The 22,002-nt window shown below is 37.7% G+C and carries 16 protein-coding genes; 9 read left to right on the top strand and 7 right to left on the bottom strand.

Annotated elements, in window-relative coordinates; translation table 11 throughout:
- Positions 1-68: 68 nt before the first annotated feature.
- On the top strand, positions 69-1,739 hold the full coding sequence (recN, locus tag DM558_RS12065) for a DNA repair protein RecN (protein WP_127164229.1): 1,671 nt from the start codon (positions 69-71) through the stop codon (positions 1,737-1,739).
- 85 nt (positions 1,740-1,824) lie between these two features.
- On the opposite strand, the gene thiE is transcribed toward recN, so the two are convergent.
- The gene (gene thiE / locus DM558_RS12060; protein WP_127164228.1) at positions 1,825-2,448 is read right to left on the bottom strand and encodes a thiamine phosphate synthase; all 624 of its coding nucleotides are present in this window, start codon (positions 2,446-2,448) and stop codon (positions 1,825-1,827) included.
- Positions 2,445-3,248 (bottom strand): hydroxymethylpyrimidine/phosphomethylpyrimidine kinase, encoded by an 804-nt coding sequence (locus tag DM558_RS12055; protein ID WP_127164227.1) that lies wholly within the window; start codon positions 3,246-3,248, stop codon positions 2,445-2,447. Before DM558_RS12055 ends, thiE begins: the two co-directional genes overlap by 4 nt.
- 149 nt (positions 3,249-3,397) lie before the next feature.
- Between DM558_RS12055 and choX the strand changes: the two genes are divergently transcribed.
- The 5 genes from choX (at position 3,398) to DM558_RS12030 (ending at position 8,386) form a co-directional block, all read left to right on the top strand.
- A complete protein-coding gene (gene choX, locus DM558_RS12050; RefSeq protein WP_228411742.1) occupies positions 3,398-4,354 on the top strand; it encodes a choline ABC transporter substrate-binding protein in 957 nt (318 codons plus the stop codon).
- A 22-nt stretch (positions 4,355-4,376) separates the two neighbouring features.
- Positions 4,377-5,336: a prolyl aminopeptidase gene (gene pip, locus DM558_RS12045; RefSeq protein WP_127164226.1), complete on the top strand. Its 960-nt coding sequence runs from the start codon at positions 4,377-4,379 to the stop codon at positions 5,334-5,336.
- A gap of 9 nt (positions 5,337-5,345) precedes the next feature.
- On the top strand, positions 5,346-5,783 hold the full coding sequence (gene dtd / locus DM558_RS12040; protein WP_127164225.1) for a D-aminoacyl-tRNA deacylase: 438 nt from the start codon (positions 5,346-5,348) through the stop codon (positions 5,781-5,783).
- Between the two features lie 145 nt (positions 5,784-5,928).
- Positions 5,929-6,828, top strand: a complete 900-nt coding sequence (lpxO, locus tag DM558_RS12035) for a lipid A hydroxylase LpxO (protein WP_109701484.1) — start codon at positions 5,929-5,931, stop codon at positions 6,826-6,828.
- Between the two features lie 106 nt (positions 6,829-6,934).
- A complete protein-coding gene (locus tag DM558_RS12030; protein ID WP_127164224.1) occupies positions 6,935-8,386 on the top strand; it encodes a glyceraldehyde-3-phosphate dehydrogenase in 1,452 nt (483 codons plus the stop codon).
- Between the two features lie 48 nt (positions 8,387-8,434).
- On the opposite strand, the gene DM558_RS12025 is transcribed toward DM558_RS12030, so the two are convergent.
- The 5 genes from DM558_RS12025 to DM558_RS12005 all read right to left on the bottom strand — a co-directional run bounded on the left by DM558_RS12025 (position 8,435) and on the right by DM558_RS12005 (position 15,805).
- Complete coding sequence (locus DM558_RS12025) at positions 8,435-11,893, bottom strand: hybrid sensor histidine kinase/response regulator (protein ID WP_127164223.1); 3,459 nt, start codon at positions 11,891-11,893, stop codon at positions 8,435-8,437.
- Between the two features lie 532 nt (positions 11,894-12,425).
- A complete protein-coding gene (locus DM558_RS12020; RefSeq protein WP_127164222.1) occupies positions 12,426-12,689 on the bottom strand; it encodes a YheV family putative zinc ribbon protein in 264 nt (87 codons plus the stop codon).
- Positions 12,686-14,737, bottom strand: coding sequence for an oligopeptidase A (gene prlC / locus DM558_RS12015; RefSeq protein WP_127164221.1), 2,052 nt, complete (start codon positions 14,735-14,737; stop codon positions 12,686-12,688). Before prlC ends, DM558_RS12020 begins: the two co-directional genes overlap by 4 nt.
- A 17-nt stretch (positions 14,738-14,754) precedes the next feature.
- Positions 14,755-15,492 carry a DUF3298 domain-containing protein gene (locus DM558_RS12010; protein ID WP_127164220.1) on the bottom strand — a complete coding sequence of 246 codons (738 nt, stop codon included), beginning with the start codon at positions 15,490-15,492 and terminating at the stop codon, positions 14,755-14,757.
- A gap of 4 nt (positions 15,493-15,496) precedes the next feature.
- Positions 15,497-15,805 carry a DUF2782 domain-containing protein gene (locus DM558_RS12005; protein ID WP_127164219.1) on the bottom strand — a complete coding sequence of 103 codons (309 nt, stop codon included), beginning with the start codon at positions 15,803-15,805 and terminating at the stop codon, positions 15,497-15,499.
- A 349-nt stretch (positions 15,806-16,154) separates the two neighbouring features.
- On the opposite strand from DM558_RS12005, the gene DM558_RS12000 reads away from it, so the two are divergent.
- Genes DM558_RS12000 through adeC form a run of 3 tightly spaced genes read left to right on the top strand, consistent with a single transcriptional unit; the run spans position 16,155 to position 21,994 of the window.
- Positions 16,155-17,318, top strand: a complete 1,164-nt coding sequence (locus DM558_RS12000) for an efflux RND transporter periplasmic adaptor subunit (protein WP_127164218.1) — start codon at positions 16,155-16,157, stop codon at positions 17,316-17,318.
- 3 nt (positions 17,319-17,321) lie between these two features.
- Positions 17,322-20,495 carry an efflux RND transporter permease subunit gene (locus tag DM558_RS11995; protein ID WP_127164217.1) on the top strand — a complete coding sequence of 1,058 codons (3,174 nt, stop codon included), beginning with the start codon at positions 17,322-17,324 and terminating at the stop codon, positions 20,493-20,495.
- A 5-nt stretch (positions 20,496-20,500) separates the two neighbouring features.
- Positions 20,501-21,994 carry an AdeC/AdeK/OprM family multidrug efflux complex outer membrane factor gene (gene adeC, locus DM558_RS11990; RefSeq protein WP_127164216.1) on the top strand — a complete coding sequence of 498 codons (1,494 nt, stop codon included), beginning with the start codon at positions 20,501-20,503 and terminating at the stop codon, positions 21,992-21,994.
- Positions 21,995-22,002 lie beyond the last annotated feature (8 nt).

Genomic DNA, 22,002 nt, shown 5'->3' with positions numbered 1-22,002 from the left:
ATAGATCACGTTTTATTTGTTAATGGCTTATAATAGATAAGTTAAAAATAGAGAAAGGCTAATCAGTTATGTTAACGCATCTTGCTATTCGAAATTACGCAATTGTTGAGTATCTGGACTTGGAGTTGATGTCGGGAATGACGGTCATTACAGGTGAAACAGGTGCTGGTAAATCTATTATGCTAGATGCATTAGGTATTGCTTTAGGTGATCGTTGTGATAATAGTGTGATACGTCAAGGTGCGGATAAGGCAGATATTTTAGCCAGTTTTGATTTAACCCATATTCCTGAAGCTAAAGCATGGTTAATTGAGCATGATTTGGCCAATGATGATTTATGCTTATTACGACGTGTGATTAATAAAGATGGCCGTTCGCGAGGCTATATTAACGGAACTCCTTGTCCTTTAGGCCAATTAAAGTTATTGGGTGAGTTTTTGATTGATATTCATAGCCAGCATGAACATCAGTCACTGTTAAAATTAGAGACTCATCGCCAGTTATTAGATGATTACGCCGGGAGTACTGCCTTAGCAGATAAGGTTAAGCACACAGCCTTACAGTGGAAACAATTGCAGCAAAAAACACATAATCTATCTAGCAATAGTGCCGAGCAACAAGCTAAACAGCAATTATTAAGTTATCAGTTAGATGAGTTAGAAAAACTAGCTTTGGCTGAGAATGAGGTTGAGCTGTTAGAGACTGAGCAAAAGAACTTAAGTCAGTCAGACAGTATTTTAAGCGCTTGTCAGCAAGTATTGGATATGTGTGCCAATGATGAGGCAAATATTTTATCTGTGCTTGGTGCCAGTGTTCGCCGTTTAAGTAGTTTTAAAGAACCAATTGATGGTTTGTCAGAAGCTACGATGATGTTAAGTAATGCACAAATTCAATTGGAAGAAGCCATTACAGAAATTAATCACTTTGTTGATCATTTTGATGCAGACCCACAACGTCAACAACAAGTGGAGGATCGTTTAGATACGATTTATAGTCTTGCTAGAAAACATCATGTTCAGCCTAATGAGCTCCACGTATTAACTCAGCAATTACAAGAAGAATTGGCGAGTATCGAATCAGGAGATGAGCAATTAGAAACCTTATATGAGAATTTAGAAAAGCTAGGGAAGGATTATCAAAAATTAGCTATTCAGCTATCGGCACAACGTAAAAAAGCAGCTGAATCATTGGCTAAGGCAGTTCAAAAAGAAATGCAGACCCTTGGTATGCCAGGGGGCTTGTTTAATATTGTTTTAAAAGAAATGGATTTATCAGAGCCTTCTGTACAGGGCTTAGAAACAATAGAGTTTTTAGTTAGTGGTAATCCGGGTCAGCCAGTTCGAGCATTGAGCAAAGTGGCATCAGGTGGTGAGCTCTCTCGAATCAGTTTAGCCATTCAAGTGATTACTGCTCAAACCTCTCGTGTTCCAACTTTAGTTTTTGATGAGGTGGATGTAGGGATTGGAGGACCTACTGCTGAAATAGTAGGTAAATTACTGCGTAAATTAGGTGAGAAAGGTCAAGTTTTAACCGTAACGCATTTGCCTCAAGTAGCGGCACAGGGGCATCATCATCTATTTGTTCATAAAGAGCGAACTAAAAATAGTACGCAAACGGCCGTATCTTTATTAGATCAAACCCAGCGCATAGAAGAGGTTGCTCGGATGCTTGGTGGGGTTGATTTAACCAAAGAGTCTTTAGCCCATGCAGAAAAGTTATTGCAAGACTCTCAAAAATAAAGATATTTAAGGTGACTATAGGTGTCGCATCAAACAGTATTAATTTAATTAATATGTGTATGGTGTCGAGATAAATAGATTTTTACTAGAGAAAGATAGTACTAACGAGCTGTTTTGCTCTTTTTTCTACTTGTTCGGCATTATTGGCATCAAATAGTTCATTGACTACAGCAATTAAGTTTACGCCTTGTTTAGTCAGTAAATGAACATTATTAAGCGTTATACCACCAATGGCACAGATGGTTAGTCCAAGTGCTTTTGCTTCACTTAATACATTAATGTCAGCAGGTTTTGCATTAGGTTTCGTTTTTGAGGGGAAGAACCGACCAAAGGCCAAGTAGCTGGCGCCTTCTGCTTTAGCACGTTGAGCAAGATCGATACTACCATGGCAAGTAGCGCCGATAATGGCATTGTTACCAAGTAATTGGCGAGCTTTTGTAATAGAACCATCTTCTTGTCCTAAGTGTAAGCCAACGGCTAATTCTTTAGCTAATAACAGGTCATCATTGATAATTAGTTGTGCATTATAATGAGAGCATAGTTGTTTGAGTGCGGTTGCTTCTTCATAGCGACGAGCTGTGTCTTGTGTTTTATCTCGGTATTGTAAAACCTGCATACCACCTTTTAAGGCTGCCTCTACATAAGGTAATAGGCGGCCATTGGCTAATAATTCAGTATCAGTTATACCATAAAGACCATGTAATTTCATGAGCAGAAGTCTAATGGTAGACGACGGGGAATGTATTGGCCATGCCCTGGAGACTCAGCATCTCTCAGTGTTCTCCATGTATAACTTAATGCTGTTTCAACAGCGCTGACCAGTTCTTCACCAAGAGCGAGACGTCCTGATAAAGCACTGGCGAGTGTACAGCCTGAACCATGGAAGTTGCCCGGTAAGCGTTCGCAGGTAAAAATGTGTCGCTCACCTTGTTGGTTATATAGCCGATTAGAAATGATGGGGTCTGACTCATGTCCACCTTTAATGAGTAGGTGTTTACAATACGATAAAAGTTTTTCGGCACACTCATCGGCAGAGCCTTCTGGAAGCTCTGCTAGAATGCGTGCTTCTGGAAGATTAGGAGTGGCAATTGTCGCAAGGGGTAACAGTTTTTCTCGTATAGCATAAGCAATATCCCCTTTTCCCAAAGCACCACCACCACCTGCACGTAAAACAGGATCGCAAACAAGAGGTAGATTAGGGTTTTCTTTAACTATTTCAATAATAGTATCAACCATCTCCATATTGCCAAGCATACCTAGTTTAATGGCGGATACGGACATATCTTTTAATACAGCATTGGCTTGTGCTAATACCCATTCTCTATCAAGTACTTTAAAATCGATAACATCTACTGTATTTTGTACAGTTAATGCTGTGATAGTTGGGGCTGCATGGCAATTTTGAGCAAGTATTGCTTCTATGTCTGCTTGGATTCCTGCTCCACCACTAGGGTCATGACCAGATAGACAGAGTACGATAGGGCGAGATGTATAATTGTTATGGCTCATAAGAAATTAACACAATCTATTAAGGGTAATGAAGTAAAATATCTGATAATTTATCTTAAGTCTATCTTAAATGAATAAAGAATATTTTGCTATCAAGATAAAATAGCGTAATGTGACTAGCAACGAATTGTAATATTGGGAGATAAGAAGTGCGCAAGTTGAGAACGATGTTATGTACAGGATTATTAGGGTTAACAACCAGTCTATTTGTGTTTGCTGATGAATCGCAGTTATCAACGAGTTGTCAAAGTATTAAGCTAGCAGAGTCTGGTTGGGCTGATATTAGTGCAACAACAGCAATGGTAAGTGTTGTTGCTGAAGGTTTAGGGCTTAATGTAAGTGTTCCTACTATTTCTGTTCCTATCGCTTTTACCAGTGTTTCAAGAGGAAAAATAGATGCTTTCTTAGGTTATTGGTCACCAACGATGGATACGTTAGCAGCACCTTATATTGCTGATAAAACAATCATTGTGCCTGAAAAGGCAAATCTAGAGGGTGCTAAGTACACGCTTGCAGTTCCTACTTATGCTTATGATGCGGGTCTTAAATCATTCAGTGATATTGCTAAGTTTAAAAAGGAGCTTAATGGGCAGATATTTGGTGTCGAGGCTGGTAATGATGGCAATATGCTTATTGATAAAATGATAACCGAAAATCTTTTTGATTTAGGTGGTTTTAAATTAAGAGAATCAAGCGAAGCGGCTATGCTTAGTCAAGTACAGCGTGCAGTTAAAGCCAAAAAACCCATTGTGTTTTTGGGTTGGGAGCCTCACCCTATGAATCGTCAAATTGATATGAAGTATTTAGAGGGGGGGGATGAAGTATTCGGTGCTAACTATGGTAGTGCCAAAGTATTTACACTGATTTCATCTGATTTCCAAAAACGTTGTCCAGCTGAGGCTAAATTAGTGAGCCAGATTCGCTTTACAGTGGATATGGAAAATGCACTAATGGCGGATATTTTAGAAAATAAAGTACCAGCTAAAGTAGCGGCTAAAGCGTATTTACAAAAACATCCAGATTTATTAAAAACATGGCTAGCGGGTATTAAAGATGTTAATGGTGAAGAGGGTGTGACCGTTGTTAAGAAGTCTTTAGCAAAATAACTTAATGGAATGAAATAAAATTATGCATGCACTATTTCCAGAGATTAAGCCTTATGCTGTGCATAAGATGAATGTTGCTGAGCCACATATTCTACATGTAGAGGAAAGTGGTTCGCCTACAGGATTACCAGTATTGTTTTTACATGGGGGCCCAGGCGGGGGATGCGATGAAAACAGTGCACGCTTTTTTGATCCAACGATTTATCGTATTATTACATTTGATCAGCGCGGCTGTGGGAAATCGACTCCCTATGCTAGTTTGGAAAATAATACTACATGGGATTTAGTTTCTGATATTGAGGTTATTCGTCAAAAGCTCTTAATAGACCAATGGGTCGTTTTTGGTGGGTCTTGGGGATCAACATTGGCTTTAGCTTATGCACAAGCGCATTCGAATCGAGTATTGGGTTTAATTTTGAGGGGGATTTTTTTGTGTCGCCCATCAGAGATTAAATGGTTTTACCAAGAGGGAGCTAGTCGTCTATTTCCAGATTTCTGGGAGGATTATATTGCTCCTATTCCTATCAATGAGCGCAATGATCTAGTCCAAGCATTTTATAAACGATTAACAAGTACGGATGAAACTATTCAGCTTGAGGTGGCAAAGGCTTGGTCTGGTTGGGAAGGGCGTACAATAACACTTGTGCCTAACTCTAAAGTATCAGATACTTTTTTAGAACCTAAAAAAGCACTAGCAATGGCGCGTATTGAATGTCATTATTTTATGAATAATGCCCATTTAGAACCTAATCAGTTGCTAAACGATATGGATAAAATTGCTCATATCCCTGGCGTTATTGTACATGGGCGTTATGATGTTATCTGCCCATTAGATAATGCTTGGCAATTGCACAAGTTGTGGCCAAATAGTGAGTTAAATATTATCGGTGAGTCAGGGCATTCCGCCTTCGAGCGTGGTACCGCCGATGCATTGATTAGAGCCACCTATAACATAGCTCATCGGTTATTAACGCAATTTTAGGCAAATTATATGAAAGCATTAATACAACGAGTCGCACATGCAAGTGTTTCTGTTGATAAAATTATTATAGGTGAAATTAATACGGGTATATTGGCACTAGTCGGTGTGGAATCAGATGATACTTCAGATAGAGCTGATAAATTACTGCACAAATTATTAAATTATCGAATCTTCTCTGATGAAAATGATAAGATGAATAAATCGCTACTTGATATTCATGGTGGTTTATTATTGGTATCACAATTTACGCTAGTAGCTAATACCAAAAGTGGCTTAAGACCTAGTTTTTCAAGTGCGGCAGATCCTTTGTTAGGTGAGCAGTTGTTTAATTATTTATTAGGCCAAGCTAAACAGAAATATGACATTGTAGCAACTGGGCAGTTTGGTGCGCATATGCAAATTGATCTTATCAATGATGGGCCTGTGACATTTTTGTTAGAGGTATAGTTTGATTTGAGGCTATATATCCCTATTATTTTTTAGCGCCATATTTATAGGACTAGATTAACTTGTTATTATAGTGCTTCTTTAATAAAGTATTTGTATTAAAAAGCTTATCACAATAAATTTATACAATAGGTAGGTGGAATAATTGAAAATTATCATTATTGGATTGCTTATTGCGAGTGTGTTGTTTGTGCATTTCCGTGGGCGTGTTCGTCATAAATGGTCACGTCAAATAAAAGATCACTCGACCTTTTTAGCACCCTTAAATTCTATTATTTATCTAACGTCAAAGTTGCCTAGCCAACCGTTTTATTCGACAGATATTTATCCAGAACTGAAAGTATTTGAAGAAAACTGGGAAAAAATTAAGGAAGAAGGCGAGCGTTTATTAGAAGCTGGTAAAGTGAAAGGCTCTGATAAGTTAGATGATGCAGGATTTAATTCTTTTTTCCGTAAAGGATGGAAGCGTTTTTACTTGAAGTGGTATGGCGATAGCCACCCATCAGCAATGGAGTTATGCCCTTATACTACAGCACTCGTAAGGGATATTCCTACAGTTAAAGCCGCTATGTTTACAGAGCTTCCCCCTGGGGCTAGGCTTGTGACTCATCGTGACCCTTACTCTGGATCTTTACGCTATCATTTAGGTTTAGATACGCCTAATGATGATCGTTGTTTTATTGATGTTGATGGCGAAAAATACTCTTGGCGTGATGGTGAGGGGGTTATTTTTGATGAGACCTATATTCATTATGCTGAAAATATGACAGATCATCGTCGTCTTATTTTCTTCTGTGATATGGATCGACCATTGAAATATCGTTGGGCTACAGCGTTTAATCATTGGGTTGGTAAAAATATTGTGGCTGCTGCGGCCTCCCCTAATGAAGAAGGGGATAAAACAGGCGCTATTAATAAAGCTTTTGGGTATCTTTATAAAATACGTGCTCGTGGTAAAGAGTTAAAGAAAAGAAACCGTTTCCGTTATTATTTGGAACAATGGTTGTTTTTACTCTTCATTATTTGGATTATTTGGATCATTTAACCAATTATAATCATCAAGGCTATTCCTTTTCATTGATGGAGTAGCCTTTTTTTTGGCATAATAGAACAGTCCTTTATCCTCTAATTAACGAATGGAAGGTGTGTAAGTGTCACAAACATCACAAAAATGTCTTACTGAGTGGACTGATCGTGAAACATTAGCCGAAAACATGATCCCGCTAGTTGGTCAATTATATCGTAAGAATCACGTCGTTACTTCTATTTACGGTGTGAGCCTAATTAACCAATCGGTTGTTTCTATTTTGCAAATTCATGCCTCAACCCAATACCGTTTTGGAAGTGAAGCTGAACTTTCAGTCAAAGAGACCTATCCACTTTTGGTTGCTATGTCTGAGTTAAACTTAGGATCTGCTTCTATTGATCTTGGACGTTTAGCCGTTAAGTATCGCGATGAAAAGTCTTTAACACCTGATGCTTTTTTAAGAAAAGAACTTGTTGATATTATTGATAAGCAAGAAGATCAACCTGCTGATTGTGGTGCTGATGTAGTTCTTTATGGTTTTGGTCGTATTGGGCGCCTATTAGCGCGTATTATGATTGAAAGAACAGGTAGTGGTGATGGCTTAAGATTAAGAGCTATTGTTGTTCGTAAAGGTTCTGAAGATGATTTAGAGAAACGTGCTAATTTATTACGCAGAGATTCTGTTCATGGAGCTTTTAAAGGCACTGTCATTGTAGATGAAAAAAATAATACACTTTCTGTCAATGGTAGTTTAATCCAAATTATTTATTCAAGTGACCCTAGCACTGTTGATTATACTCAGTATGGTATTAATGATGCGATTGTCATTGATAATACCGGTAAATGGCGTGATGAAGAGGGTTTAGGCCAACATTTAAAATGCCCAGGTGTGTCACGTGTTATTTTAACAGCCCCAGGTAAAGGAAAGTTAAAAAATATTGTTTATGGTGTTAATGATAATTTAATTACCAAAGATGATAAAATTATTTCAGCCGCTTCTTGTACAACCAATGCCATCGTTCCTGTATTAAAGGTCGTTAATGATGAGTTTGGTATTGAAAATGGCCACGTAGAAACTGTACATTCCTATACAAATGACCAAAACTTAATTGATAACTTCCATAAAGGAAGCCGTCGTGGTCGTAGTGCTGCACTTAATATGGTTATTACCGAAACTGGGGCTGCAACGGCAGCTGCTAAGGCCCTTCCTGAGTTGGCAGGAAAATTAACAGGTAATGCTATACGTGTACCTACCCCTAACGTTTCTTTAGCCATTCTTAATCTAAATCTTGGTAAGACAACAACCAGAGAAGCATTAAATGACTATTTAAGGAATATGGCATTACATTCTAAGTTAAATAGACAAATAGATTTTATTGATTCTACAGAAGTAGTTTCAAGCGACTTTGTTGGCTCTCGCCATGCGGGTATTGTCGATGCTGCGGCAACAATTTGTACTGATAATCATGCTGTGTTGTATGTATGGTATGACAATGAGTTTGGTTATAGTTCACAAGTGATTCGTATTGTTGAAAACATTGCGAATGTAAGACGGTTAGCTTTTCCTAAAGATTAAGGATTAACTATTTTGCTATAAAAAAGATATGTGTTTAGCATGTCTTTTTTATTTTAGGTTAACATGCAGGCTAATAAGAGCTCTTAGTTGTGCCGGCTTAATGGGTTTCTTAATAAAATCTAATTTATCTTGTTGTAGTTTTTCTATTATTTCTGGTGTGTTATCTGCACTAATAATAATCGCTGGAAGTTCAGGGGCCTTTAAGTAGTCACGTAGCCATCTTATAAGTTCTGTGCCTGTATAGCCGGCATCAAGATGATAGTCGATAAGTAATATTTGTGGTTTAAAATCAGTAGCAAGTATGTTTTCGCATTCTTTTTGATCTTTCGCTATCATAACATTGCATTGCCAACGAGATAGCAGTGTTTTCATCCCGATTAAAATAGATTCCTCATTATCAACACACAATATATTGATTGCTGTTGTATTAGGCACAGGCATAGATGGGGCTGGAGTATCAGCGTTTTTATTAACGGACGGCACAGGCGGCGCGCTAATAGGGACGGTAACGCTGAAGACACTACCTTTTCCTAGCCATGAGCGTACGCCAATTGGATGATTTAATAATTTACAAAATCCATCAGCGATTGCTAGCCCAAGACCAAGCCCTTTTTCTGCACGAGTCTGATGGCTGTCTAAACGTTTAAATTCTTCAAAAATAATTTTTTGCTTATCCTCAGGTATTCCTTGTCCTTGATCCCATACTTCAATACGGATATGGTCTTTTAAGCGTCGCGCACCTAAGATAACTCGTCCTTCCCCATAGCGAAAGGCATTGGTTAGGAAATTTTGTAATATTCGTTTTAGTAGCTTAGCATCTGTTTTGACAAAGGCATGGCAAATATGGGCTTTAAATGAAATATCTTCAGGTATTAAAGCAGAGAACTCTTTATTAATGGTATCAAATAGTATAGCCAAAGAAACGGTCTCATTTTTTGGTACGATGCGCCCACTTTCTAAGCGAGATATGTCTAATAAATCAGAAATAAGCTCTTCAGCAGAAGATAATGAAAGCTCCAAATGATCGATGAGAGAGTTTGCCGATGCTGGTAGCGCTTCCTGAGAGAGGGAAGATGCAAATAGTCTGGCAGCATTTAATGGTTGCATTAGATCATGGCTAACAGCAGCTAAAAAGCGAGTTTTTGATTCATTAGCTTGTTCAGCATGGCTTTTTGCTTTTATGAGCGCAGTATTAAGCTCAGAAAGTTCTTTAGTTCTTGCATCAACACGTTGTTCTAGCAACTCATTTGACTCTTGAAGTTTTCTTTCTGCTTCACGGTAGGCGGTAATATCAGTGAAGCTAGTTACAAATCCACCACTTGGCATTGGATTACCAATGATCTCAATGACGCGGCCATTTGGAAATACACGTTCTGATTTATGGGGGGAGCCTAATGATAACCATTTTAATCGCTTAATGACGATTTCGTCGATGGTACCAGAACCACACATACCCCTTGTGGCATTGTAATAAATAATATCACCAACAGGTTTTCCTGCGGTTATAAAATCTTCAGGGTAATCGAATAGATCCATGTAACTTTGGTTCCAAAAGACAAGCTGTAACGATTTGTCAATAACACTAATTCCTTGATCGATATGTTCTAATGCGCCCTGTAGTAAAGAGCGGTTAAAACGCAAAACTTCAGAAGCCTCATCCGCAATTAATAAGACATCTTCCATTTGCATTTCTTTACCTTCAATAGCTGAGCCAACCATCGCTCTAGCTGTTGAGCTTCCGAGTTTTTCAGCAAGTAAATGCTCTGTGTAGTAAATGAGCTCAGGTGTTGCTTTATTATTTAAAACTAATGGTACTTCTTGCTCTCTTGCAAAGTTTTCAAAGAGAGTTAACGTCTTTTTATCACCAATAAATCTAGCGGCAATAAGAAGTAAGTCTTCTACCGTGACTACAAAAGCATTTGAGCCTTGCTTGTAGCCATTTTGGTTAATAAATTTTGTGGCCTGCCAATACTCAACAACACGTTTTTTTGATAGTAATGAAAATGTAAAAAAAACGGTGAAGTTGATAAGGAAAGCCAATGTGGTACAAAAAGTGATGTAAGACAGATGGAATGGGAGTAATTCTGCAATCCATTCTAAAATAGAGTTCGTAGGAAATTGTGAAATGTCATGTTTTAAAAGTAATGGAAGTAATAATGTGGCAGCCCAAAAACTAATACCAAGCAAAATACCGAGGATAACACCTTGTTTATTAGCCGATCGCCAATAAAGTGCTCCCAGCATTGCTGGAAATAGTTGAATAAGTCCCGCGAAAGATATCCAGCCAATATCGCTTAATGTTGTTTGATAAGATAGACACAAGTGACAAACGAACGCTAACATCAAGATGGTAATAATCGATAGCCAACGAAATGTTTGCAGTTGAAAGAAAGAGGGGCTAGACAACGATAATGAATAGTTACTAAAAAAAGTCTGGTTTATTATTCGAGATAGAGAAAAACAGCAAACAATAGTAGTACCAGCTGTGGCCGCAAAACCTCCTAGTACAGTTATAAGGATTAATATACTAGACTTTTCGTATATAGGCAGAACAATAAGCCAATACTCATTACCAATGTCTTTAATCATTAAATGACCAATAATGATAATAGGGATTGTACTAAGCGCAATAATCAATAAATAAAATAAGAATATCCACCGTGCAGCATAAAAATCTTTTACCTTTTGTTCTTTGGCAATATTGGTTTGGAAAAGATAAATAATACAAATACCAGCCATCATGGAGATTGTTGTTTGAAATATGAACTCAGCTAAATTAAAATTTTTAAAAAATATAGATTTAGTCATGGAGTAAAAATCAATGGCTAAGTTTTGAGACGAGAAGCTCTTATAAAATAGATAGCAAGCGAGAAGAGCAATAACTATAAATGCGATGACTTTTAAAAAAGCACTGATTGATGCAATGAATAACAAGCTTTTGTATTTATTCTGAACAAGATTTTCTTGTCTGCCAGAAATAATAATGATTAAAAAAACTAGGCATATGGTGACAGCTAGGACTATATAGTTAATGGCAGTTATTGAGTAGTCACTATCGTATTCAAGGGTGACAGAAAGTAGAGTAATAACAGCCCTTAATTGCAAGGCAATATAAGGGATAAAAATAATAATGCACACCAATGTGATGACAATGGCTAATGCTTTAGAATTACCATAACGTTTTTCTAAAAAAATAGGGATAGAGGGAATATTTTCTTTATGACTAATGACGAGAATTTTAGTAAAAAAACGATGAAAAAAAATAAAAACTATAAAGGGGCCTAAGAAAAGTGGCAAGTAAGTCCATGGTTCATTATCTGCAGACTCAAGTGCCCCTAAATAAATCCAGCCACTACTATATGCTGTAAAAGACAGCCCATAAAATAGCTTTCTAAGGAAAGGAGATGAAATATTAGTATTGTTTAGTGAGGCATAAATGGTTGAACCATAGAGTAATATAGTGTAAATAACCAGTGCCGTAACAATAATACAACTATACCACAACATGCAGTAATCCTTTCAATATAGATTTCAATTTAGCAACTCACCGTATACTCAATTATCTTGTGACTTGTATTAAGTAAAGTCATAAATAATAAGATAATAGTTGCAAGTAACCACACTACTGTTGCTGTAATCATTAATATAGCTTTTTTGCTAACGAAGTAAATTGTTAAAAAAAAGCTATAAAGCATACGAGGGAATATACCAAACATGAGACTCATTCGTAAATCATAAAGTGATTTTTTTGTCTCAAAATTAGATTGAGATTTGTATAAGAAAAGATAAACAAAGGCGATATAATATTTTATATAACTATTTTTACGTTCTAAATAGGTTTTAGCTGATACTTCCATGGTATATTTTAAGGCTCATAAGCACCATATTCATAAACCTTACTATTTGTGATAATAAGGTTCACTATAAATTTAACTATTTTAATATAATAATGCTAAGTTTATGATGAAATACATTAATATTTAGTAGTGCTTGAAGTATTATGAAAATTAAGGTAAAGCTTTATTTTCATAGTATTAATTCAATGTGGTTTTCTATTCAGTTTAGGGTTGGGGAAAAATTGAATGATTTTTTCCTTTTTTGCAATGAACTCCTGTGGTGTGATACGAGTATTCGGCTCGAGAGGGGCGTTTGACTTTTCTTTATGCTCATCAAAAATATCAGTGAAGCCGCAGGCCATGCATTCTCTATGAGGTAGATTATCTTCTGACCACATGACAAGTTTGTCAATTTCTTTACAGGAGGGGCAAATAGCCCCTGCAATAAATCGCTTAGGTGTTATCATTTATTTATCTCTTGTAAAAAACCAGAGTGACGTAATAATGGTTCAATCATGGGTTTTCGGCCACGGAACTCAATAAATAAATCCATTGGTTCTTCTGAGCCTCCTTTTGCTAAAATGGTTTCACGAAATAAACGGCCTGTCTGGGGATTCATGATCCCTTCCTCTTCAAAACGAGAAAAAGCATCTGCTGATAATAATTCTGCCCATTTGTAGCTATAGTAACCAGCTGCATAGCCCCCTGCAAAAATATGTGAAAAGCTATTAGCAAAACGATTGTAACTTGGTGGGATTATAACAGAAACACGCTTTCTTACATCGGCAAGCACTTGTTCTACTGATTGATTTTCATCATAGTGTGTATGCAGTTCAAAATCGAATAGAGAGAACTCAAGCTGCCTTATCATCATAAAGCCTGCTTGAAAGTTTTTAGCGGCTAACATTTTTTGTAATAAGTCTTTGGGTAATGGTTCACCTGTTTCGTAGTGCCCTGAAATAAGTGCTAAGCTTTCTTCTTGCCAGCACCAGTTTTCCATAAATTGACTAGGTAATTCCACAGCATCCCAAGGGACACCATTTATTCCTGATGCACCAGAATATTCAATACGTGTCAGCATGTGATGGAGCCCATGACCGAACTCATGAAATAACGTAGTGACCTCGTCATGGGTTAGTAATGCGGGTTTTCCATCTGTTGCAGGCATAAAGTTACAAACTAAATTTGCAACAGGGGTGACTATTTGTTGTTGACTGTTTTTATAGCGGTCACGTACGCCATCCATCCAGGCTCCCCCTCTTTTATGAGGACGGGCATACAAGTCAAAAAAGAAATGGCCAATGGTATTTCCTTGTTCTTTTATTTCGAATAATCTGACATTAGGGTGCCATGTATCAAAATCATAGCACTCAGAAATTTCGATATCATAGAGTGCCTTAACAATCGTAAATAACCCAGAAAGTACTTTATTAATAGGAAAGTACACGCGTAATGCTTCATCCGAAACACTGTAGCGAGCTTCTCTTAATTTTTCACTAAAGTAACTAATATCCCAGCTTTGTATAGTGTTAATACCTTGCTCTGCTGCAAATTGTTTTAGTTCTTTTAAGTCTTGCTCCGCAAAGGGTTTGCTTCGAGTCGCGAGGTCATTTAAAAAACTTAATACTTGAGAAGGTGTTTCTGCCATCTTGTCTGCTAAAGAGAGCTCGGCATAATTTTTAAAACCCAGTAGCTTGGCAAGTTCATGGCGTAAAGATAATATTTCTTCCATGACAGGGCCATTGTCAAATTGATTAGCTATAGGGCCTTGATTAGATGCGCGAGTACAATAGGCTTGGTAGATTTCTTCACGCAAGTTTCTATCATCAGCATAAGTAATGACAGCATAATAACAAGGGAACTCAAGACTAATTAGCCAACCAGTTAAGTTTTTTGCTTGCGCCGCTTTTGCCATTTGTGACTTTGCATCATCAGGTACTCCCTTTAATACTTGCTCATCTGTCACATGTTTAGTCCATGCTTGAGTGGCATCTAACACATGATTAGAGAATTTGCTGTTAAGCTCAGAAAGTAGTGTTTGGATTTCACCATAACGTTGTTGTTGTTCTGGTGGTAGATCGATCCCTGATAAATGAAAGTCTCTTAATGTATGTTTGAGAATTGTTTGTTGTGCAATTGAGAAGTTTTTTTCTATCGGACTATTTTGTAACGCTTTATAGCGTTCGAAGAGTTGTTTGTTTTGACCAATTTCTGTCGAATACTCAGAAAGTTTAGGAAGGCAAGCTTCATAGGCTGTACGTAAAGCCACGTTATTCATCACTGCATTCAGGTGGCTAACAGGACTCCACGCGCGGCCAAGTTTCTCTCCTATTTCATCTAGGGCTAACACCGTATTTTCCCATGTTAGTACCGGAGGTGTTTGTTCTAGCAGGGTATTAATTGCTTGCCTATTCGTGTCTAAAAGAGTATCAACTGCTGGCTCAACATGTTCAGCTTTTATTTTTGAGTAAGGTGGCAAGTCAAAATTACTTAAAAGAGGATTTGTTTGATTCACTGTTTATACCTTTATTTTTAATGGGGTAAGTATTCTGGTTTTAAAATTTCGTGTAACTGTTCATAAGGAATAAATAGCGTAGGTTCCCCCATAGCATAAGGTGCCAAAGTATTACCACTGTATTTTAACATTAATTGTTTTGGTAGGAGGGCTGCATTATTGGTTTTTATAAATGGCCAGTCTTTTTGGTAGGTTTCATTATTTAAGAGTTGTTGAATTTCTAACCATTGTTTATAAGCAATTTGCGCTGTTGACCAAAAACTTTCTGTTTTATCCGTAATGATGGCATCTTTTAACGTAATATCTTTTTGTTTATGCTTATCAAAGTTTATAAATCTAACTTTTGGGGCATTATATTGGTCTGTTGATGGTATTTCTTCTAATGTCAGCATAAGAACAATAAGTACATCATTTTCAGACATTAGCTGCACAGAAAGATTAAGGTGATAACCATTATTAGCTCTTGCTAGGTTATTTTTTAAATACTCTTCCAATGTTGTTGTTTTTTCTGCATTGAGTATTTGTAAGAACTTATTGTCTATTAACGTATTTAGTTTTTTGAATTTATTAAAATTAAGACCGTTATAAGTAATATTTGGGCAATTATTATTTTGTTGCGTTTCCACTTTACAGTTTGGTTGTTGAAGTTGCCAATAAAAAGGAGCCACATCACTTTGTGATGTGGTCTTAAAATAGCTACAGCCACATAATAATAGGCTAGTTATAGAAATAAGTAGATAGCGGATATATCTCATAAGTCTACCAATTAAATAAAGTCCATGAAGGAATTTTTTGCTGTGGGCCTGCATTTTTTAATGCTGCATTGTCACCATCAGCATTAATTAAATAGTAAGGCTTACCTTCTTTTGGAATAACCTTGACGGAATAAAGAAATCCTTTTATACGTTGTTCCTCTATTGTTTTGTCGCCTTCTTGATACCTTGTAATAGTAGTATCAGCATTATTAGGCGTATTTTCATCACTGATATCGTTATTGTTATGTGTTTGAGGGTTATAAACGCAGGCCGACGTTAATAGTAAGCAGCAGGTGGGAAAAAGAAATCTCATGATGCATTTAGCCTTTTGATATAATTTGTGTAAAGTGTAACATTTTTACGTTATTTGTAGCGTATATTTATAAAAAACACTTAAAGATCCAGTCTGAATAATGGTATTATGCTGCGATCTCATTTGTTGATGTAGCAATTATATTTTCTAAAGGTATAAATGCGCTAGTCTATTATTTTGAATATCAGATTAGTAATTATTTGAAATAATCTTTCTTATATTAAGTTGGGTTTATTTCTAAAAACTATTTACAAACAGGGTTGAATGTAAGTAAAGTTAGGACTCTATTTTTTACTGTAGATTTTCTGATTTTATATACCTAATCCTCTATAGGTAATTGAGGCGTTTTATGCAATTTAAACCAACTATTTCTATTTGGGTTCCCGTATTATCGTTAGCTGCCCTAATTCTTACAGGGTGTGATAAAGGTGCGCAGCAACCTCAAAATCGTTCACCACAAAAAGTTGAAGTGGTAACGGTTAAAACACAACCTTATACTTTAACAAGAGAATTACCAGGGCGAACAATTGCTTATCGTGTTGCAGAAGTAAGGCCTCAAGTCGATGGTATTATTCTTAAGCGTCTTTTTAAAGAGGGCAGTGATGTTAAAGAAGGGGATCAGTTATACCAAATCGACCCTGCAATATATCAAGCAAATGTCAAAAGTGCTCGTGCAAATTTGGCCTCTGCACAAGCATTAGAAAAACGTTACAGAGCACTTGTTTCTACAAAAGCAGTCAGCCAACAACAATATGATGATGCAAAAGCAGCATTGTTGGCAGCACAAGCTAACTTAGAAACTGCACAGGTCCGGTTACGCTATACTAAAGTGTTAGCTCCTTTATCTGGTCATATTAGTCGTTCTTTAGTGACCGAAGGAGCATTGGTAACAGCAGGCCAAGCAAATGCGTTAACCAATATTAATCAACTAGATCCTATCTATGTTGATATTACACAGCCTTCAAAAGAAATTTTAACGTTGCGTGATGAGTTAGCTAGTGGGCAGTTAGAAAAAGATGGTGAGAATGCAGCTAAAACCTCACTTTCCCTTGAGGATGGAACAACGTATCAACATGAAGGGCGCTTAGAGTTCTCTGAGGTTTATGTCAATGAGTCTACGGGTGCTGTGACATTAAGGGCAATTTTCCCTAATCCTGATAACAAGTTATTACCAGGTATGTTTGTGCGTGCAAGCTTGAAAGAAGGCATTAGGCCTAAAGCAATACTTATCCCCCAAGTGGCTGTTACTAGAAATATTAAGGGTGAACCAGTTGTGATGGTTGTTGGCAAGGATAATAAAGTAGAACAAAGAGTTTTAGATGTATCTAGAGTAGCTGACTATAATCAATGGTTAGTTAATAAAGGACTGCAAGAAAACGATAGAGTGATTGTTAAGGGACTGCAAAAAATTCAACAAGGAGCTGTAGTTGATCCTATTGAACAGTCTCAAACTACTAACGTTACGAAAACTCCTGAGAGTGGTACGCAAACGATAGGTAATTCAGGAAAATAATGTATGTCTAAGTTTTTTATTGATCGCCCAATTTTTGCGTGGGTTATTGCATTGGTCGTGATGCTAGCGGGCGGTTTAGCGCTAGTGAGCATGCCTGTTAACCAATACCCAAGCATTGCTGCTCCTTCGATTAGTATTTCGGTTGTTTATCCGGGAGCATCAGCTGAAACCGTACAGGACACAGTGACACAAGTAATTGAGCAGCAGATGAATGGTATTGATAATCTGCGCTACATGTCATCACAGAGTAACTCTGATGGCTCAATGACAATTACTGTAACATTTGACCAAGGAACAGACCCCGACATTGCGCAAGTACAAGTGCAGAATAAACTGCAATTAGCGATGCCAATGCTACCCAGTGAAGTACAACAGCAAGGTATTCGTGTAGTTAAAGCAACTGTCAACTTCTTAATGGTTGTGGGGTTAGTCTCTACTAATGGTGAGCTGACAAACTATGACCTTGGTAACTACATTGTTTCTAATATGCAGGACTCAATTGCCCGTACACCAGGTGTAGGTGACTTCCAAGTGTTTGGTGCACAATATGCCATGCGTATTTGGTTAGACCCTGCCAAATTAAATAGTTTTCAATTAACGCCTGTTGATGTTAGCAATGCAATTAAAGCACAAAATATACAAGTATCTTCAGGACAGTTAGGTGGATTACCTGCATTACCTAACACACAGCTTAATGCAACAATTATCAGTAAAACAAGGCTACAAACACCTGAGCAATTCTCTAACATTTTATTAAAGGTACAGTCTGATGGTGCACAAGTACGTTTAAAAGATGTTTCAGATAATATAGAGCTAGGTGCAGAAAGTTATGCCGTGAGTGCTTTATATAATGGGCAGCCTGCATCAGGTATTGCGCTTAAACTAGCAACGGGTGCGAATGCGCTTAATACAGCAAAAGCAGTTCGTGAGACAATTGCTAAGTTAGAGCCTTTCTTACCTGATGGTGTGAAAGTAGTTTACCCTTATGATAGTACGCCAGTAATTTCAGCATCTATCAGCATGGTAGTTCACACACTGTTTGAAGCCATTGTGCTAGTTTTCCTTGTGATGTTCTTGTTCTTGCAAAGTTTTAGAGCAACATTAATTCCTACAATTGCTGTACCCGTGGTGTTATTAGGTACTTTCGGTGTACTTTCATTGCTCGGCTTTTCGATTAATACACTCACCATGTTTGCGATGGTATTAGCAATCGGGCTGCTGGTAGATGATGCTATTGTTGTTGTAGAAAATGTCGAACGGGTAATGCAGGAGGAGAAACTCCCCCCTAAAGAAGCTGCGAAAAAGTCAATGGATGAGATCCAAGGTGCGCTAGTTGGTATTGCTCTAGTACTTTCAGCTGTGTTTGTTCCTATGGCCTTTTTGGGTGGAGCAACAGGGGTTATTTATCGTCAGTTCTCTGTGACGATTGTTGTTGCCATGGCCTTGTCTGTAATGGTGGCTTTAATTTTAACACCAGCACTTTGTGCGACAATGTTGAAACCATATAGAGATGATGAGGTACACGGAGAGCAAAAAAAAGGATTTTTTGGTTGGTTTAACCGTACATTTGAAAAGTCTGTCACTATTTATGTTGGCTCCGTTAAGGCAATATTAAAAAATAAATTTGTATTTTTACTTATCTACGCAGGCGTTTGTGCCGGTATTGTGTTTATGTTTAAGGCAATTCCAACGGAACTATTACCTCAAGAAGACCAGAGGGTTCTTTTTGCGATTGTTCAAACACCACCAGGTTCAACTGCTCAAGAAACACAAAAAATTGTTGATGCGATGAGGGAAACCATATTAACAACAGAAAAAGAGAATGTAGACTCTGTATTTACCGTCACAGGCTTTAGCTTTGCAGGACGTGGACAAAACTCTGCATTAGCTTTTGTTATGTTAAAAACATGGGCAGACCGACCTGCGGCAAGTCAGAGTGTGAGTGCTGTTGCCGGACGTCTCATGGGGATTTTTACTACGGATCCTCGCTTTATTGGCGGTAATGTTTACGCGATTGTACCTCCTGCCGTGATGGAACTAGGTAACTCCAGTGGTTTTGATATGTTCCTACAAGATCAGGGCGGTGCTGGACATGAGGCTTTAATGGCTGCGCGTGATGAATTAATTAACGCAGCAAGAAAAAGTAAGGTATTTAATCCAGCTACGGTACGTCCTAATGGCATGGATGATGAACCACAATACAAGATATACATTGATGAAGAGTTAGCAAGTGTTTATGGTATATCACTCACTGATATTTATCAGACGTTATCAACTGCGTGGGGTAGTAGTTACATCAATGACTTTATTGACCGCGGTCGTGTTAAGAAAGTATATGTACAGTCAGCAGCAGATGCACGGATGACGCCAGAAGATTTCAAAAAGTGGTATGTCAGAAATAGTCAGGGTGAAATGGTTTCTTTAGATAATTTGATCAAATCTGATTGGATAATCGGGTCTCCAAACTTACAGCGTTATAATGGTGTTCCTGCCATTGAAATTGTAGGTAATCCCGCTGATGGTTATAGTTCTGGTGATGCTATGAATGAAATGGCGCGATTAGTAGGTGAGCTGTCTGAGAAAGGCTTTGGTTTTTCATGGACAGGATTATCCTATGAAGAGCAATTAGCGGGTTCTCAACAGATGGCGCTTTTCATATTATCCGCAATTGTTGTATTCCTTTGCTTGGCAGCACTTTATGAAAGTTGGGCTATTCCTTTTGCTGTAATTTTAGTTGCACCACTTGGGATTATTGGGGTTGTTGTTGCAACGCATCTGCGAGGCTTAACCAACGATGTGTTCTTTAAAGTGGGCTTGTTAACAACGATCGGGTTGGTTTCTAAAAATGCCATTTTAATTATTGAGTTCGCTCAAGCTTTCCATGAGGAAGGTAAAAGTTTAGTTGATTCGGCTTTAGATGCTTGTCGTATGCGGATACGTCCAATTATTATGACTTCTCTTGCCTTTATTTTAGGGGTTGTTCCTCTTTCTCTTGCTAGTGGGGCTGGGGCTGGTAGTGCTCACTCTATTGGTACTGGGGTTGTAGGTGGTATGTTGTCCTCAACGGTTTTAGCTATCTTCTGGATTCCTTTATTTTATGTAGTTGTTAGTTCATTGTTTAAGATAAAAACACATAAAGAAAAAGAGCAGGCTGAACAAGAGACTACGAAAGGTTAATGAATATGAATAAATCACTATTATCAATAATGATAATGACGGTTACATTAACAGGCTGTACGTTAATGCCTAATTATCAACGACCAGATCTGCCAGTACAAAATACTTGGCCAACGGGCGACGCTTATTCTAGTGGGCAACAAGGTCAATACGTTAGTCTAGGTTGGCGTGATTTCTTTGCAGATAAAGATTTGCAGTCATTAATAGAAACAGCAATCGCTAATAATAAAGATTTACGTGTTGCTGCACTAAATGTTGCTGCTTATGAGGCTCAGTATCGTATCCAACGCTCAGAGCTATTCCCTAACCTTGATGCAAACGGTACAGGGTCACGTCAACATGTGCCAGCGGATGTTTCTTCAACGGGTAGGTCAAGGGTTAATAGTTCATGGGGAGTAACGCTGGGCGTTACTTCGTATGAGCTGGATTTTTTTGGTCGTATTCGTAGTTTAAATGAGGCTGCATTGCAGCAATATTTATCAACTCAAGAAGCACAGCGTAACACACAGATTTCGTTAATCGCGAGTGTAGCTAATGCATGGTTGACTCTGCAAGCTGATAAGGCACTATTAAAGCTAACAGAAGAGACGTTAGAAAATTACCAATATAATTACGATCTTGTAAAACGTAGTAATGAAGTTGGTGTTGCTTCTAGTCTAGATCTAGCGCAGGCACGGACGACAGTAGAGGGTGCAAAGGTTAACTTAGCAACCTATAAACGCCAAGTAGCTCAAGATATAAATTTATTAGCGCTTTTATTAGGAACAAATTTACCTGCTGATCTTGCTAATAAAAAAGAGAGCAACTTTGATTTGCAGTATGTAAAAGAAATTCCTGCTGGCTTACCATCTGATTTATTGGCTAATCGTCCAGATATTATATCGGCGGAACATCAATTAATGGCGGCTAATGCTAACATTGGTGCAGCACGTGCAGCATTTTTCCCTAGCATTTCATTAACAAGTAATGTGGGAACAATGAGCCCGAGCTTCTCTAATCTATTTAGTGCAGGTCAAGGCTCTTGGCTATTCCAACCTACTATTAATTTACCTATCTTTACAGCAGGGCGTTTAAGAGGTAATTTAGATTACGCTACGTTGCAAAAAGATATTAATGTAGCGACTTACGAGAAGACAATTCAAACGGCATTCAAAGAGGTTGCTGATGGTTTAGCCAGCCGTGAAACCTATAGAGAACAAGTTGTTTCTCAAGGGAATTTTGTAGAAGCTAACCAAGTATACTATGACTTAGCAGATCAACGTTATCAAGCAGGTATTGATAGCTATATGACGCTATTGGATGCGCAACGGCAATTGTTTAGCTCGCAACAAAGCCTAATCAGTGTGCGTTTAGCGCAGTTGACCAGTGAAGTGAATCTTTATAAAGCATTAGGTGGTGGTTGGCAAGAAACAACCAAAGAGTCTCCAAATGCTAAAAATATACCGATCACAACACCAAAGTCGATAGATACAAAAAGTAAAATAATTAAAAGAAGTTAATAAAAAAG

It is taken from the genome of Entomomonas moraniae (assembly GCF_003991975.1).
Lineage (GTDB): Bacteria > Pseudomonadota > Gammaproteobacteria > Pseudomonadales > Pseudomonadaceae > Entomomonas > Entomomonas moraniae.
Note: the sequence above shows the minus strand (reverse complement) of the source record. Positions and strands in the feature narration are given on the sequence as shown.